The sequence below is a fragment of the Acetobacter sp. A11-2 genome, assembly GCF_040208445.1.
In the GTDB taxonomy this organism is placed as follows: Bacteria; Pseudomonadota; Alphaproteobacteria; order Acetobacterales; family Acetobacteraceae; genus Acetobacter; species Acetobacter oryzoeni.
Window position 1 is genome coordinate 1,435,187 of the sequence record NZ_CP157843.1, and the last position, 14,693, is coordinate 1,449,879.

13 protein-coding genes are annotated in these 14,693 nt (G+C 55.7%); 6 read left to right on the plus strand and 7 right to left on the minus strand.

Annotated elements, in window-relative coordinates:
• Positions 1–11 precede the first annotated feature (11 nt).
• From ABNV41_RS06885 to ccmI, 4 genes are read left to right on the plus strand one after another with little or no spacing between them, the layout of a single operon-like run.
• Positions 12–1,997 carry a heme lyase CcmF/NrfE family subunit gene (locus ABNV41_RS06885; RefSeq protein ID WP_050819539.1) on the plus strand — a complete coding sequence of 662 codons (1,986 nt, stop codon included), beginning with the start codon at positions 12–14 and terminating at the stop codon, positions 1,995–1,997.
• Positions 1,994–2,575: a DsbE family thiol:disulfide interchange protein gene (locus tag ABNV41_RS06890; protein ID WP_050819538.1), complete on the plus strand. Its 582-nt coding sequence runs from the start codon at positions 1,994–1,996 to the stop codon at positions 2,573–2,575. Before ABNV41_RS06885 ends, ABNV41_RS06890 begins: the two co-directional genes overlap by 4 nt.
• Entirely contained in the window at positions 2,572–3,063 is a 492-nt protein-coding gene (locus tag ABNV41_RS06895) for a cytochrome c-type biogenesis protein (RefSeq protein ID WP_050819537.1), read from the plus strand. The genes ABNV41_RS06890 and ABNV41_RS06895 overlap by 4 nt, the downstream gene beginning before the upstream one ends.
• Positions 3,060–3,791 (plus strand): c-type cytochrome biogenesis protein CcmI, encoded by a 732-nt coding sequence (gene ccmI / locus ABNV41_RS06900; protein ID WP_003625194.1) that lies wholly within the window; start codon positions 3,060–3,062, stop codon positions 3,789–3,791. The genes ABNV41_RS06895 and ccmI overlap by 4 nt, the downstream gene beginning before the upstream one ends.
• A 28-nt stretch (positions 3,792–3,819) precedes the next feature.
• Here the strand turns inward: ccmI and ABNV41_RS06905 are convergent, their stop codons facing one another.
• Positions 3,820–4,347: a hypothetical protein gene (locus ABNV41_RS06905; protein WP_050819536.1), complete on the minus strand. Its 528-nt coding sequence runs from the start codon at positions 4,345–4,347 to the stop codon at positions 3,820–3,822.
• Positions 4,348–4,420: 73 nt separating this feature from the next.
• Positions 4,421–4,795 (minus strand): YidB family protein, encoded by a 375-nt coding sequence (locus tag ABNV41_RS06910; protein ID WP_050819535.1) that lies wholly within the window; start codon positions 4,793–4,795, stop codon positions 4,421–4,423.
• A gap of 241 nt (positions 4,796–5,036) precedes the next feature.
• Here ABNV41_RS06910 and ABNV41_RS06915 point away from each other — a divergent pair, with 241 nt between their 5' ends.
• Positions 5,037–7,223, plus strand: a complete 2,187-nt coding sequence (locus ABNV41_RS06915) for an FUSC family protein (protein WP_349934507.1) — start codon at positions 5,037–5,039, stop codon at positions 7,221–7,223.
• Positions 7,224–7,334: 111 nt separating this feature from the next.
• Entirely contained in the window at positions 7,335–9,539 is a 2,205-nt protein-coding gene (locus tag ABNV41_RS06920; protein ID WP_050819533.1) for an FUSC family protein, read from the plus strand.
• Positions 9,540–9,544: 5 nt separating this feature from the next.
• Here ABNV41_RS06920 and ABNV41_RS06925 read toward each other — a convergent pair whose 3' ends face one another.
• The 5 genes from ABNV41_RS06925 to ABNV41_RS06945 form a co-directional block, all read right to left on the minus strand.
• Complete coding sequence (locus ABNV41_RS06925) at positions 9,545–10,579, minus strand: ion channel (RefSeq protein WP_080986771.1); 1,035 nt, start codon at positions 10,577–10,579, stop codon at positions 9,545–9,547.
• A gap of 122 nt (positions 10,580–10,701) precedes the next feature.
• Positions 10,702–12,078 (minus strand): discoidin domain-containing protein, encoded by a 1,377-nt coding sequence (locus ABNV41_RS06930; RefSeq protein ID WP_349934508.1) that lies wholly within the window; start codon positions 12,076–12,078, stop codon positions 10,702–10,704.
• A gap of 28 nt (positions 12,079–12,106) precedes the next feature.
• Positions 12,107–13,045 (minus strand): hypothetical protein, encoded by a 939-nt coding sequence (locus tag ABNV41_RS06935; RefSeq protein WP_050819531.1) that lies wholly within the window; start codon positions 13,043–13,045, stop codon positions 12,107–12,109.
• A complete protein-coding gene (locus tag ABNV41_RS06940) occupies positions 13,042–13,992 on the minus strand; it encodes an MlaD family protein (protein WP_050819530.1) in 951 nt (316 codons plus the stop codon). Before ABNV41_RS06940 ends, ABNV41_RS06935 begins: the two co-directional genes overlap by 4 nt.
• Entirely contained in the window at positions 13,992–14,693 is a 702-nt protein-coding gene (locus tag ABNV41_RS06945) for an ABC transporter ATP-binding protein (RefSeq protein ID WP_003628257.1), read from the minus strand. The genes ABNV41_RS06940 and ABNV41_RS06945 overlap by 1 nt, the downstream gene beginning before the upstream one ends.

Sequence of the window (14,693 nt, forward strand, 5' to 3'; positions counted from 1 at the left end):
TACCCCCTGACATGCTGAGCCCCGAACTCGGACACTACGCCCTTGCGCTGGCCTGCGTGCTTGCTGCCATACAAGGTATTCTCCCCCTTATGGGTGCACGCCGCCGCGATGTGCGGCTAATGGCACTGGCCCCCGGCCTTGCCATTGGCCAGCTTATTGCGCTGCTAACCTCTTTCCTCTGTCTGGTTTACGCCGCTGTTACGGATGATTTTTCTGTCCAGAACATTGCGGCCAACAGCGCGGTTTCCAAACCGCTGCTGTATAAGATTACCGGCGTATGGGGGAACCACGAAGGCTCCATTCTTTTATGGGCGCTTATTCTGGGCCTGTGCGGCGCGGCTGTTGCCGCTTTTGGGCGCAACCTGCCTTCCGCTTTGCGTGCCCGCGTTATTGGCGTGCTGGGGCTGGTGGCTACCGGGTTTGAACTGTTCTGCCTGACCACGTCTGATCCGTTTGCCCGCATCTGGCCTGCCCCCATGGATGGGCAAGGCATGAACCCTCTGCTGCAAGACCCCGGCTTGGCTTTTCATCCGCCTATTCTCTACACGGGTTATGTGGGCTTTGCCGTGCCATTTGCCTTTGCCATTGCCGCCCTGTTGGAAGGCCGGGTGGATGCTGCATGGGGCCGGTGGGTGCGCCCGTGGGCTGTGGCCGCTTGGTGCTTTCTTACCTGCGGGATCGCCATGGGGTCCTGGTGGTCTTATTACGTGCTGGGTTGGGGCGGTTACTGGTTTTGGGACCCGGTGGAAAATGCCTCCCTCATTCCGTGGCTGACAGGCACCGCCCTTATTCACTCCGCCATTGTGGTGGAAAAGCGCGAAGCCCTTAAAATCTGGACCGTGCTGCTGGCTATTGGCACGTTCTCGTTCTCGCTTTCCGGCACCTTCCTTGTGCGTTCGGGCATCCTGAACTCCGTGCATGCCTTTGCAAATGACCCTGCGCGTGGCGTGTTCATTCTGGGCCTTCTGGCGGTGGTGATTGGGGGTTCTCTGGCGCTGTTTGCCTATCGCGCGCCATCCCTTACTTCCGGCGGGCTGTTTGCCCCAGTCTCGCGCGAAGGGGCATTGGTGCTGAACAATATTCTGCTGTGTTCGCTCTGCGCTGTGGTGCTCACGGGTACAATGTATCCGCCGTTTATGTCCCTGCTGTTTGACCGCACCATTTCTGTGGGCAAGCCGTTTTTTGATGCCACCACCATTCCGCTGGCATTGCCGCTATTCATCTTCATGGGGTTTGGCCCCATGCTGCCGTGGAAGCGCGCGCAGCTTTGGCCTATTTTGCAAAAGCTATGGGTGGCAGCTGTTATCACCGCCATTGCCTGCGCCGTTGCGGCCTTTAAGCTTTCAGGCGTTCTGCCCATTCTGTGCGCAGCCGCAGCTATCTGGATTATTGCATCCACCATTACGGATGTTGTGGAACGTGTGCGCCTGTTCCGTGCGCCGTTTGCCACAAGCGTGCAGCGTGCCCGCATGTTGCCGCGTGCCATTATTGGCACGGCCATTGCACATATTGGCGTGGGCATTACGGTGCTTGGGCTTTCTGCCATGTCTCAGGCCCAGCATAAAATTGTGGAAGTGCCCATTGGCACCACAGAACATCTGGCTGGGTATGACTGGACACTTACAAACGTAAAGCAGGAACCGGGGCCAAACTACACCGCCATGGTGGGCACGCTGGAAGTGCGGCGTAACGGGCACCTTATTACCGTTATGCACCCTTCCAAACGCAGCTTTAATACTCAAAATCAGACCACAACCGATGTTGCCATCCATACCAACCTGTTGGCAGATCTATATGGTGTGCTGGGTGACAAACACGGGCCGGATAGCAACCCCACCTACGTGCTGCGCCTGCATTACAACCCGCTGGCACCGTGGATGTGGCTGGGTGCACTGGTTATGGCGTTTGGTGGCGCGCTTTCGCTATCTGACCGTCGTGTGCGTGTGGGTGCGCCGCAGCGTGCCAAATCTTCTGCCGAAATGAGTGCAGCATCATGAGCAATTCAGAAACACCTCCCAATGCATCCCGCCGTCGGCTACTTATGGCTTTGCCATTGGCAGGTGCTGGCGTTGTTGGCGTTGCGTTTTGGAAAATGCTTTCCGGCATGGAGCATGGCTCCTTCAACCCGCATGATATCAACGCACCGGTGCTGAACCGCCCGGTGCCGGATTTTACGCTGCCAGATCAGGCCCCCATGCAGGGCTTTAATACGCAGGATTTACGTAACCTGACGCAGCCTGTGCTGGTGAACTTTTTTGCCTCATGGTGCATTCCCTGCCTTGCGGAAATGCCAACCCTGATGACGCTGAAAGATAAGCTGACCATGTGGGGCATTGCCTACAAGGACAGGCCAGAAAACGCAGAAAACTTTCTTAAACATTCCGGCAACCCGTTCTCCCGCCTTGGGAGTGACCATGAAGGCCGTGTGGGGATTGAATGGGGGATTTCTGGCGTGCCGGAAACATTCCTTATCGGCCCCGGCGGCGTTATCCGCTGGCACACGGCAGCCCCACTTACGGACGATATTCTGAGCCAGACGCTGCTACCTTTGGTTGAAAAGTTGAAAACGCCATGAACATGCGCCGTTTTCTGGCAGCCTCCTGTGTTGGGTTCTCCCTTATTGCGGCACCTGCGCTGGTGCTGGCGGTGGATGACCCCATGGAAATGCTGCCCAACCCCAAGGATGAAGCACGGGCCGAGGCCATTGGCTCGCAACTGCGCTGCCTTGTCTGCCAGAATGAATCCATTGAGGACAGCAGTGCCGGCTTGGCGCGAGACCTGCGCCGCGTAGTGCGTGAACACGTTGCCAAGGGTGAAAACAACCAGCAGATCATGGACTGGATGGTAAACCGCTATGGCAACTTCATCCGTCTGAAACCAGCGTTTTCGTTCAGCACCTTGTTGTTATGGAGCATGCCCGTTCTGGCGCTACTGCTGGGGCTTGTCTCGGCCTTTATCTTTTATCGCCGTCGTGCAGCTGCTCCGCCCTCTCCGCCTCCGCTGACAGAAGAAGAAAAAACCCGGCTGGCCCAGCTGACAAAGGATAAGGATAACGCCCCATGATCTGGCTTTCCATTGCCCTGCTCAGCCTGCTGGCTCTGGCTCCTGCCTGCGCTACTTTATGGAAACGTACCCGCACCGTGCGGGATGAACGCAGCGCCGCCCTTGCCCTGCACGAAGCCCAGTTGGCTGAGGTAGATCGTGACCTCACAATCGGGCTGATAGCCCCGGCGGAGCATGAAATTGCGCGGCTGGAAATTCAGCGCCGTATTCTGGCGGCGGATAAGGCACCATCCTCCGCCGATAATTCTCGCGCCGCCACGGTGGGTTGGATTGGCCTTGGGCTTGCCCCTGTGCTGGCCGTAGGCCTGTATCTGACAAACGGCGTGCCTTCCCTGCCTGCACAGCCACTTGGGCCTCGCCTTGCTGCCGAGCATATGCAGGACACAAAAAATGATATGCTGGTGGCTCGCCTGAAGCAGACTTTGGCCACACTGCCGCCGGGTGACCCTGCCTTGCGCCAAGGGTATCTGCTGCTTGGGCAGGTTGAGGCCTCCCGCGAGCATTATGCTGAAGCTGCGGATGCGTGGAACCATGCCTTAGATATGGGTTTTGATGCTGAACTGGCTGCCCGCACGGCAGAAGCCATTACGCGCACCAATCATCAGGTTACGCCGCAAGCGCTCGCCCTTTTCCGCAAGGCGCTGGATGCCGCCCCGCAGGATGCAACATGGCGCAGTGCCGTGCAGGCACGTATTGCACAGGGAGAGCACGATCAGGATAACCCCTGATCGGCTGTTTCCCATTACATTTTAAGCGTTAAAGACCGCTGCCTTCTGGGGCCATAACACGGCTCCAGATTTCTTCCTTCGCCCGGCGCTGGGGCGGACGGGGCTGGCAGGAAATAAAATACAGCCCCACTACAAAAACAATATTGGAAAACGCGTTAAACCACATAGCCGAACTAAACGTAACCGGCGATGTAATGGCTTGATAAATCACGTAAAATGTAAACGGAATAGAGATAATGCGCACGCTAATCAGCATGTAGCGCAAGGGGTTGGCTTTGCCCGGCTGCACCAATACACGCAAGCGGCCCAACCCAATAAAAAACGTAACGCACAACGCCCAGACCAGCACGTTGAAGATCATGTTTCCAAAATCATTCATGCCGGTCACAACAAACACGGCAATGATGGAAACGGCAGATAACAGCAAAGAGCCAAGCTGGCAGCTCATCCCCACTTCAAAAGCGGTCAGACGTTCTGGCAGCTTATCTGCCAAAGGCTGGCAGACATCATCCAGCAGCCAGCTATCCATGCGTTTAATGCGTTCGCCCAAATCCATGGCGTAATTCTACCGGATTCATACGCAGGATGCACGCCTTCAACACATGCGCATTGCAGGCGTGCAGAAAATATTACGCCTGTTTGGTTTCTGCACCAGTTTCTGGCAGCACGCCCTGTGGGGTCTGCTTATCCACGGCGGCTGGCAGAAAATGTGCCAGAGCTGTCAGCACGGTATCTGCTGGCAGGCCGGTTTTTTCAATCAGGTTATGCACCATATCGCTGCCCAGAATGGCGCGAATTTCATCTGGCGTGGCGGGCACGTTGCCACCCTGGCTGACCCATGAACGCACTTTATCACCCAGACCGGCCTGATCTGCCCGCGTAAGCAGCGCTTCCAGATTCTGCGGCTGTAGCAAAGACTGCAACTGCTGCTGCAATGCCCCCTGCACATCTACGCCCAGAGCGCTTTCTACCTTACCAAGAATGTTTTGAAGGAAATCAGACATCGCGCCTACTTTCGTTTATCTTAGCTCTACTGCGAGCATAGTATATTCACAGTATTTTTCTATCTGGGAACATGATAGCTTATATGCGCAAGATTTATAAATAATTTCCGATCCCACGCGCGTTCATCGCCGGAAGACTGATAGCTGATATGCGTCTGAACCCACAAGGAAAAAGCAGGGAATCAGGCTACCCTGTGCGGCGTTCCTCCCTGTTTTTCGTTGTCAGGATAAAATAGTCGCCGTGCCCAGTCTCCCTCTGTTTATCCTTGACCGGATCGGCCCCCTGCGCAATTTCCGCCCCCTGCACAGGCCGGGTGAACGCGGAAAAATGCCCTTTGCTTGGCTGATCTCCCCCACCCCTGCCGCTATCGGTTTTGCCGTGCGCACCACGGCCGCAGCCCTTCTGGCGTTGGTGATTGCCCTGTGGATGGAACTGGATGACCCACAATGGGCCGCCATGACTGTCTGGATTGTGGCCCAAGGCTCCCGCGGGGAAAGTCTTTCCAAAGCCCGATGGCGTCTGGTGGGCACGGCCATAGGGGTGGTGATGTCCATTACCCTTATTTCGGCCTTTAACCAGAATGCGTGGCTGTTCTTCCCCATTCTGTCCATCTGGGTTGGCGTATGCTGCACCATGGCCACATTGGTGCGTAACTTCCGTTCCTACGCACTGGTGCTGGCCGGTTATACCACCGCCATTATTGCCATTGGCGCCATTCCGCACCCAGAAAACGTGTTTATGACAGCCATGTCCCGCGCATCTTACATTGTGCTGGGTATTGTGTGTGAGGGCACGCTGGCAGGCCTGTTTGCCCATAATCTGGCAGAAACAGCACGCCGCAACATGCGCGATAAACTGCGCACAGCACTTTCCAACGTGTCCACCTCGGTTTCCAGCCTGCTGGCGGGGGATGAGGAAGCCCTGGTGCGTTCCCGCGCCATGTTTGGCCCGCTGATTTCGATTAATGACCAGATCGAGTTTTCCGAAGTGGAAATGGGCCCCCATGGGCATGAAGGGGACCACGCGCGTGCCGCACTGGCTGCGGTTTCCGTATTGCTTTCGCGCGGTTTGGGTATGGCTGTGCGCCTGCAATATGTGCAGACAGACCAGCCCGCTTTCCGCGAGACCGCAGCCCATGTGAGCGAGTTTCTGACAACCGTTCCCAACCGGCTGGATTCCGATGAAAGCGTGCAGGAATTGCTGCATGATCTGCAATTACTGCGCGCTGAATGCCATCAACGTGTGGTGGATGCGCTTTCGCAGGAAATTGACACGGCGTTTGATGACAACCCCTCAAACGATACAGATATTCCCGCCCTGCTGGATGGCCGCATCCTGCACAACGCACTGGATGAACTGCTGGGTGAACTAGAACAGGCTATCCGGGAATATGATGCCAGCCAGCATTTTATCCGTGGGGATCACTTCCACTTCCGTCTGCAAGCCCACGTAGATAAGCGCGAAGCCGTTTATAATGGCGTGCGTGCCATGGTGGCCATTACGGCTGCCGGGCTGGTATGGGAGTGTACGGCGTGGCCCGCTGGTTTGGGCTTTATTACCTTTGTGGCCATTGTTTGCGGGCTGTTTGCAACCCGAGAAAATCCTGTTGTTGCCTCCTCACAATTCATGGTGGGGGGCATATGGGCGGCTATTGTTTCATTCTTTCTGGTGTTTCTTGTACTGCCCACAGAGGCAGATTACGAAATGCTGGTGGGCTCACTCGCCCTGCCCATGATTGCCGGCGGCCTTGCTGCCCGTAATGCTGGCACAGCACTGCATTCTGCGGCCTATACGCTGCTGCTGCCCAACTTTGTGCATCCGCTCAACCAAGGCCGGCAGAACGAAGTGGCGTGGTTTAACTCCACTGCGGCTGTGTTGTTGGGCGTGTTTTTTGCTGTGCTGATTTTCCGCGCCGTGCTGCCCTTTAACAATAATGCAGAACGCTGGCGCATGCGCCGCACCATGCTGCATGATCTGCGCACATTGGCATCGGCCGAGCCCATGCCCGAAACGCGAGACTGGATTGGCCGCAATATTGATAGGTTTGCCCGCCTGATCCGCCATGCTGGCCCTACGCCTTCCCCTACTATTGAAGGGTGTTTGCAGGGCACGCTGGCAGCCATGACCATCGGGCTGAATATTATCCGTTTGCGTATGCTGCTGAAGCGCAACCAGATTCCGCCACCAGCCAAGCGCGCCATCGAAATTGTTATGAAACGTATGAGCCGCTTTACAGGTAAATATGGCCACACGGCACACGCTGCACGGGTTGCAACATCTGCCCTGCGCCGCATGGAAGCCATGGAACCCAATATTTCCACCCGTATCGAACTGACACGCGCCATTGCATATCTGATTGTGGTCTCGCACGAATTGGACGCCAACGCCGTGTTTTTGGATGCCTCCAAGCCCTATCGCGCTGTGTAAACATCCTTCAAATCAAGCTGTTAAAGAGCCGGGCTTTTGTTCCGGCTCTTTTTTTGTCAGATGCTCAAGAAATTGTTATAACAACATCTTCAATCTGGGGCATCTGGCTGCGTGGTTTCATTTTCATTTCCATTACAGTGGTATCGTGGCCTGCATGCCAGAATACACAGCGGCTCATCCTTTCCGCTGGCATGGCTGATTGCCCCGGCCCCGGCTGATCTGGGCTTTGCCCTCCGCACCACCGTGGCGGCCTTTATAGCCTTAAGCCTGGCCCTGTGGATGGAAATGGACAGCCCCCAATGGGCCGCCATGACCACATGGATTGTGGCTCAGAACTCTCGCGGGCAAAGTCTTTCCAAAGCCAAATGGCGGTTAATTGGTACTTGCATTGGCGCAGTAGCCGGCATTGCATTTTTGGCTGCGCTTCCGCAGGAGCCGGGGCTTGTGTTTCCGTTTCTTGCCCTATGGGCAGGTGGTTGCTGTGCCATTGCAACATTCCTGCGCAACTTTCGCTCTTACGCGCTGGTTCTGGTGTCCTTCACCACCACCATTATTGTGCTAAGCGCCGCTAATCAGCCCGACAACGTGTTTATGATTGCGCTTTCCCGCACCACTTACATTACGCTGGGTATTGTGTGTGAAAGCCTGCTGGCCGCCCTGTTTGCCCCGCGCCTTGAACACGTGGCCCAACAGGAAATGCGAGAGCGCCTACTGGGCGCGCTACAAGGGGCATGTGCAGGTGTGCAAGGGCTGTTGCGCAACCAGCCCGATGGGCTGTTGCGCTCCCGCGCCTTGTTGGGAAGTATTCCTTCACTGGCAGATCAGACAGAATTCAGTGAAATTGAAATGGGCCCCCACAACCATGCGGGAGACCACGCACGCGCCAGCCTGAATGCCGTTTCTGCCTTTCTGGCCCGTGGGATGACACTGCATATTCACATGCAGGCCGCCGCCCCCGTACCACCAGACTTCCAGCAAGCTATTGATGATATTTGCGCGCTTCTCACCTCCTTACCGGCAGAGCTGGAACAGGATGCCACCATAAGCTCTGCCACACGGGCGCGCGCTCAAATCCGGCTTTACCGCACCCGCAGCCAACAACGCGGCATTGAGAGGCTCATACGGTTTCAACTCCTGCAACAGCAGAATGCACCCGCCACCCGGCAGCAACGGCGCGACCTGCTGGAAGGGCGTATTCTGGAATCCGCCCTCGCCAAACTGCTGATGGAACTAGACCTCGTTCTGGAACACTTTATTGCCACCCAAGCCCCCAGCAGAGCCGACCACTTTCGATTTGACCGTCACCCTGAAAAAGATGTCCTGCTGGCCACCAATAACGGCATCCGCTCTGCAGCCGCCATTTGCGCAGGCGGCTTGTTATGGGAAGTAACAGCATGGCCCGATGGTTCTACCCTTGCCATGTTTGTGGCTGTAACCACCACGCGCTTTTCTTCATTTGAAGACCCTGTACATGCGGCCAGCGGCTTTTTCCGTGGCGCGGTATGGGCGGCTGTTATTTCGTTCATTCTCAGCTTTGTGGTACTGCCTCAGCAATCTGGGGTGGAAACTCTGCTGGCATCACTCTTTTTTCCCATGCTGGTGGGCGGGCTGGCCTTACGTGCCCCAGGCAGCATTGCAGGCACAGCGGCGGCCTATAACAACTTTCTGCCCTTTATGGTGGGGCCAGCCAACCACACCCGCATGGATGAAATAACGTGGTTTAACACTACCCCCGCAGTTGTTCTTGGTATTGGGCTGGGGATATGGGCTTTCCGCCTTGTGTTGCCGTTTGATCCTGCAGGAGAACGGTGGAGGCTCCGCCGCAGAATGGTGCGTGATCTGCGCCTGATGGCCAAAGGCCGCATGACCTTTACATCTGCCCAGTGGATTGCCCGTTCGGGTGATAGGCTAGCCCAGATTATTCGCCATGCTGGCACCCATCCAAACGCTTTGGTGGAAGCCTATCTGACAGGCGCCATGAGCGCGATGACAACCGGCCTGCTGATTTTGCGCCTGCACAATGTGCTGTCTCACAAGCTTTTATCTGCCAATCAATGCCAGCAGATTACACATGTATTGGAAACAATCAGCCACATAAAAGGCTACACGCAGGCCCCTGCCCTTGCCTCTGCCCAAGCCATGCAGGCCCTTTTACCGGCTGCCATGGCAGAACGAAATCTCTCTCAACAAATAGATCTTGTGCGGGCCATAGGGGCACTGGAAGTCTTGCGGCATGAGTTTACAGCCCATGCCACATTTATGGATGTAACCCGGCGCTTTCATCTTACCAACGCCCCAGACCGGCTGGCAGCCTAAAACCCTTAGTGCTGCTCTACATCATGGAAGCGCGTGTAATCCACTGCAATGCGACCATCAGGGCGGGACACCACAATATCTACAAACCGATGGTTATTGCGCACACGGTCAAACCTGTAAGCCGTTCTGGCAAATACGGTTTGGCCCAAGGCTTCATCCGTGCCGGTCACTGTTACAATAATTTCGGCTTCTTCGGCCTCCAGTTCCGCCATTGTCTTGCCGTGTAAGGGGCTGTCCGGCCCGATCACATGCGCCATAACAAAAGCAAACCGCAACACTGGCACATGAGACTGCACAAGCAAGAGCTGATCAAACTTGCGCACCAGATGCCCATTTTCCCCCATAACCAAGCGGGAAAGCGCCACTTCTACATCCACAGAAAGAATAACGCTGACACGCAAATTGGCAATGCGAATACACAGCGCAGGAATACCACTTTCACTGCTGACAACAGCGGTATTACTGAACATGATACGCGCACGCGGCCGGGCAAAACGGGCAAAGAGCAACCCCGTTGCCACGGCTGTCAGCATCATGCCGATAAACACTTCCAATGAGACAATGGCATTGGCGTAAATGCCTACGGGTGTCATGCCCCCGTAACCCACGGTGGAAAGGGTTTGCACACTGAAAAAGAACAGTGAAAGCAACGTATGCTGGCTATCACTCGTAATCTGGTCTGGTGCGACCATATACAGCAGCGCAAATATAAAATTGATAAGCAGGTAAGAAAACACAGCCACAGCCGTAAATGCCGGCCAGCTTGCTGTCAGGGCGTGATGGTACAGATCTGTCCATGCGCTATCTTTCAGCCCCACACGCACAACATCGTGGTGGCCTTTTTCTTCCACCAGCGCGTGGGCTCTAAAACGCTTGGCGGCTTCACGCGTGCTTAAGGAAAAACGCCCGCCTTCCTTCTTTTTCTGCGCTGTGGAAGATCCGCCCACATCCTCCAGCGGCGTGTGGCGAATTTCCTTATCAAGCTGGCTTTTCTTTCTGTACCTTCGCAATAGTCTTTTCATAATCACCGCTCCACGCACCGGCCCGATATGGGGATGCGCCCTATAGTGCGGTGATACACGGCACAGCCTGAGTGTGCCTCAACATTTCTGCATGGAACCCCTGCAAGTTCCCATAAAAAACATAATAAAATGCCACGCTTTTATTCAGAACGCCGTGCGTTTAGAAAACGTGTGGTTTTATAGATAAGTTTTTCAAAAAAACCGTTTTGCGCTCTCATACTGCCGCGTGTGCCTATCACTTCTACCTGATCCAGATGCAGCACCGTGTGCCCAAGCGCCTGCACACGCACAAAACGGGCCATAACAGGTTTGGGCAAAACCACACGCAAAGGCTGGGAATCCGCTCCGCCAAAATGCGTATCATCCCGTTTGGCAAAAACCGTGTGCCAATCCGTGCCATTATGAGAAACAAGAATATTTAGCTGCACACAGCATTCTTTCTGATCCAGCCGATTGTACAGCACAACTTCCTGCACGTTGCACATCTGCTCCAGATCAACCTGCCACCACGGATCATCTTCAAAATCTGTATGAAAACCGTAGCCGCCGTTTATCAGCCCATCGTTGCCACCAGAGGCTTCACGCGCGGCATCATGAGACCATGACCATTGAGATACGGTGGACAACATGGCTGGCCGATGGCGAGAAAGAATGTTCCCAGTATCCTTGTTTAAATGAAACAAGGCCTGTTCCAGCTTATCAAGCGCCTGCGCACTTACCTGCGGGGGTGCGCTGGGCTGAAACGCACAAACCTCCGCCCAATATTGCGGATAGTGCTGCTGCACATAGGCATAACCTTGCCGATAAAGTTCTGCAAAACGGCTATCACGGTAATCCAGATATGTGCCCTGTGGGGTATATCCCCCGTAAGACCACGTAGCCCCCACAACGCCCAAACCCGCTATAAAACGAAAAACATACTGGCTGATTTCCCCCAATGCGGAAGAGCGCTGCTGCCCTACCGGGCGTGTATGTTCTACCGGGGTGGCATCCATGATCCATATATCGCGCCAACCCAGCATCATGGGCCACAGCAGATCAAGCCCGAACCCTGTGCCTGCGCGTGAAAAGCGAAAAGTTGGCAGTGCCTGATGCAAAAAATCTCGCTGCATGCAGGGGGCCATGATTTCTGCGAATGTAGAGGCACGCGCCACAAAGTTTGTATTCTGCAATGTGGAAAGGTGGCTACAGAAAGAACCCGGGGTAAGCGCCGGCGCTGCCAATTTGGCGTTATACTGTTTGCAGGTCGCAAAAAAGCGGTTCCACGTTTCTGCCGTGCCGCGCAGATCATCATCAGGGAAGCAGATATAGTCGTACTGCTTCCAGCCATCCCATTCTGTTAGAAAACGATACAGGCCATCCCATTTATGGCCCGGCACCACCTGGCCGGTATGGCCCTGCATATCCACCGGTTGAAAGGGGCATAACACCAGATCCCATTCTGGCACGCCCCCTTTCAGCCATTCCGGGTGCAGGGAATGGGCACCACAGCGTGCAATCATCAGGTTCCGCTGCATTGCCCCAGCCACTTACGCCTTACACGTTTTACTGTGCGTCTTTATCTTCAAACGGACGGAGGGATATACCCCCGGCATCGCGCGCCCATGCAGCGGCTTCATCTTCAGGCGGTACGTAATTGCCTTTGTTGATGGAACCATGCGCCAGTGTTTGCGCATCCATCCGGTTCAAGCCGCTAGACTGCGCTGCTGCACTTTGTGCTGCACGCTCCCACAACGCACGGGCCTTTTGCTGGTCACCCTGAGCAGAAGCAATGCGCGCAGCAAGTGCCAGTGCACGCGCCATATCACGGTAAGATCCATCGTTACGCCGCAGATCTGCTGCCTGCACGGCCAAGGCTTCTGCCTGCTGTGGTGCGGATTGACGCAGCACACGGGCCTGAATTTCCGCCTGATCTGCCTGCTGCGTGGCAGAAAGCGGCTTTTTAAGGCTGCCAAGATAGGCCGCAGCTTTTTGCAGATTGGCGCTATCGGATTGCGCATCTGCCGCCAGCCCCAGCACCAAAGCCGCCCGGCCTGCCAAAGCACTATCGGATGACTGCATGGCCTGCGTGGCAGATGATATGGCCGAACTGTAATGGCCCAACCTGTAATGGGCAGCAGCCTCTACCAGATCAAGCGAATAAAGCTGCGTTTGCCCACGCACACCGGCGGCCTGCCGTGTGGCCTGTGCTGTTTGCAACGCTTTATCCGGCGTGTTTGCTGCCAGTTGCGCCACGGCCAGATCATACCCGGCCTCGGTTATCGCGCTTACATCATCCCGCAGCAAAGCCAGATCTGCGGCTTTGCGATACTGCGTAACGGCTACGGTATAACGCCCGAGCTCAAAGGAATCTCGCCCGGCTGTCATGGCCTGATCCCACGCGGCATCATCCTGCGCGGTGGGTTTATCCTGTGCAGCACCACCGCACCCGGCCAGCAGTAAAGGCAGGCACAAAACAGCCGCAGCGGGAGAAAAGTACCTCATGGTCGCACCTGCTTTGGTGACAGACGGTTATGCCGTACCACTTTTTGCCCCCCCAGCAGCCACATGCCGCGCAGTTGGTCTGTTAGTTTTTCCAGCCCGTAAAGTGTGGTTTGCGCCTGCGCCAGCAATGCTGGCAGATCTGCGGTGCTGGCATCCAGATTAGCCGCAATACCCGGCAGATGCGGTGTGGCCCCCTTCAGATCGCGCGAGGCCCCTTTCAGGTTTGCCACCGTGGCATCGGTTTTGTTCATGATGCCGGAAATCTGGTTTTCAATCGGTTTCAGGCGGTCAATCACCCCATTGAGCGAAACAATGGTAGCTTCGGCCTGTTTGATCAGCTGATCATTCGTCATCAACTGCCCAACGGTGCCTTTGCCTGCGTGCATATCGCTAATGGTGCCATCAAGCTGCGCCATCATATGCCGCGCACTTGCCAGTGCGGGCATGATTTCTGCCTGAATACTGTTAAGCGTGGCGGTAATCTGGTCTGCCGGGTTGGGGGCTGGCGTTGCGCTTACAACAGCGTAGCTCCAATCCATAGGCTCCCCATGCCCACGGCTGAGATCCAGATAAGCGGCGCCGGTTACAATAAGCTGTTTACGAATAATGGCCGAACTATCACGCCGGATAAACGGCTTGGCCTGCGGGTCCAGATCCACCAGTGCATACATGTTGCCCGATGGGTTGAGCTTGATGGAACGAATGGTACCGGCATGGGCACCCATAAGCTGCACATCGCCCCCAACCGTAAGGCCACCCACGCCAGAAGCTGGCAGCACCACGCGCAAGCGCGCAGGTGGGGTAAGCCAATCTCGCAGCACGCCGGCTTCAATCACCGCGCCTGCAAAAATAACAAGGCTGAGAAGAACAAGAAACCCAACCCATTCATCTGCATAACGCAGAGAAATAAGAGGTTTCACTTTCTGTCTTAAGCGGAGCTGGAACATTATGCCATCCGTACTGCTACTAGGCCATCATCAGCAAGACGCCATGTGGAGGTAATACCCTGCCGGTAACTTTGCCAAACGGCATTGCTGCGCACCAGCCAGATTACGCCTGCCCCTCTATCCCGCGCTTCTGTAATTGAAGACAGGAAAGAGGTGTACAGTTCGGGCGGGCCACCCTCCAGCGGGTCTTCCAAAAGCAGCAAATGCGGCTGCCCCATAAAAGCCCGCACGCATGAAACGCGCGTAAGATCCGTATCTGAAAGCAGGGATGGGCTTACCGTGGGCACACCTGGCAGACCAAAACTTTCTGAACGCCGCACAGCCTCTGCCACCAGATCATCCAAAGTGCGGGTGGTGTGGTGCAACTGCTGCAAAATAATACCCAGATGTGTGGGCATAAACTCGGCCCAACTGGCGCGGCGGGTAATGCGCCCGATACGCCCGCGCAGAGCGTTAAGCTCCCGATCCTGCAGGTTGGCCCAATCCAGCCCCATAAAGCTGACCTGCCCGCTTTCCAGCTCCACCATGCCGCTGCACAAATCTGCAAACATGGTGGCGCGGCTTGGGTCTCGCGCTTCCACAATCATACATTCGCCGGGCATCAGCTTCATGTTGAAGGGGACTGGCGGCAAGCCGCTATCCTCAAATGAGGGCACTGCCTTATTCAGTTCCAGAAGTGGGCCTGCTGAATACGTCTCCAT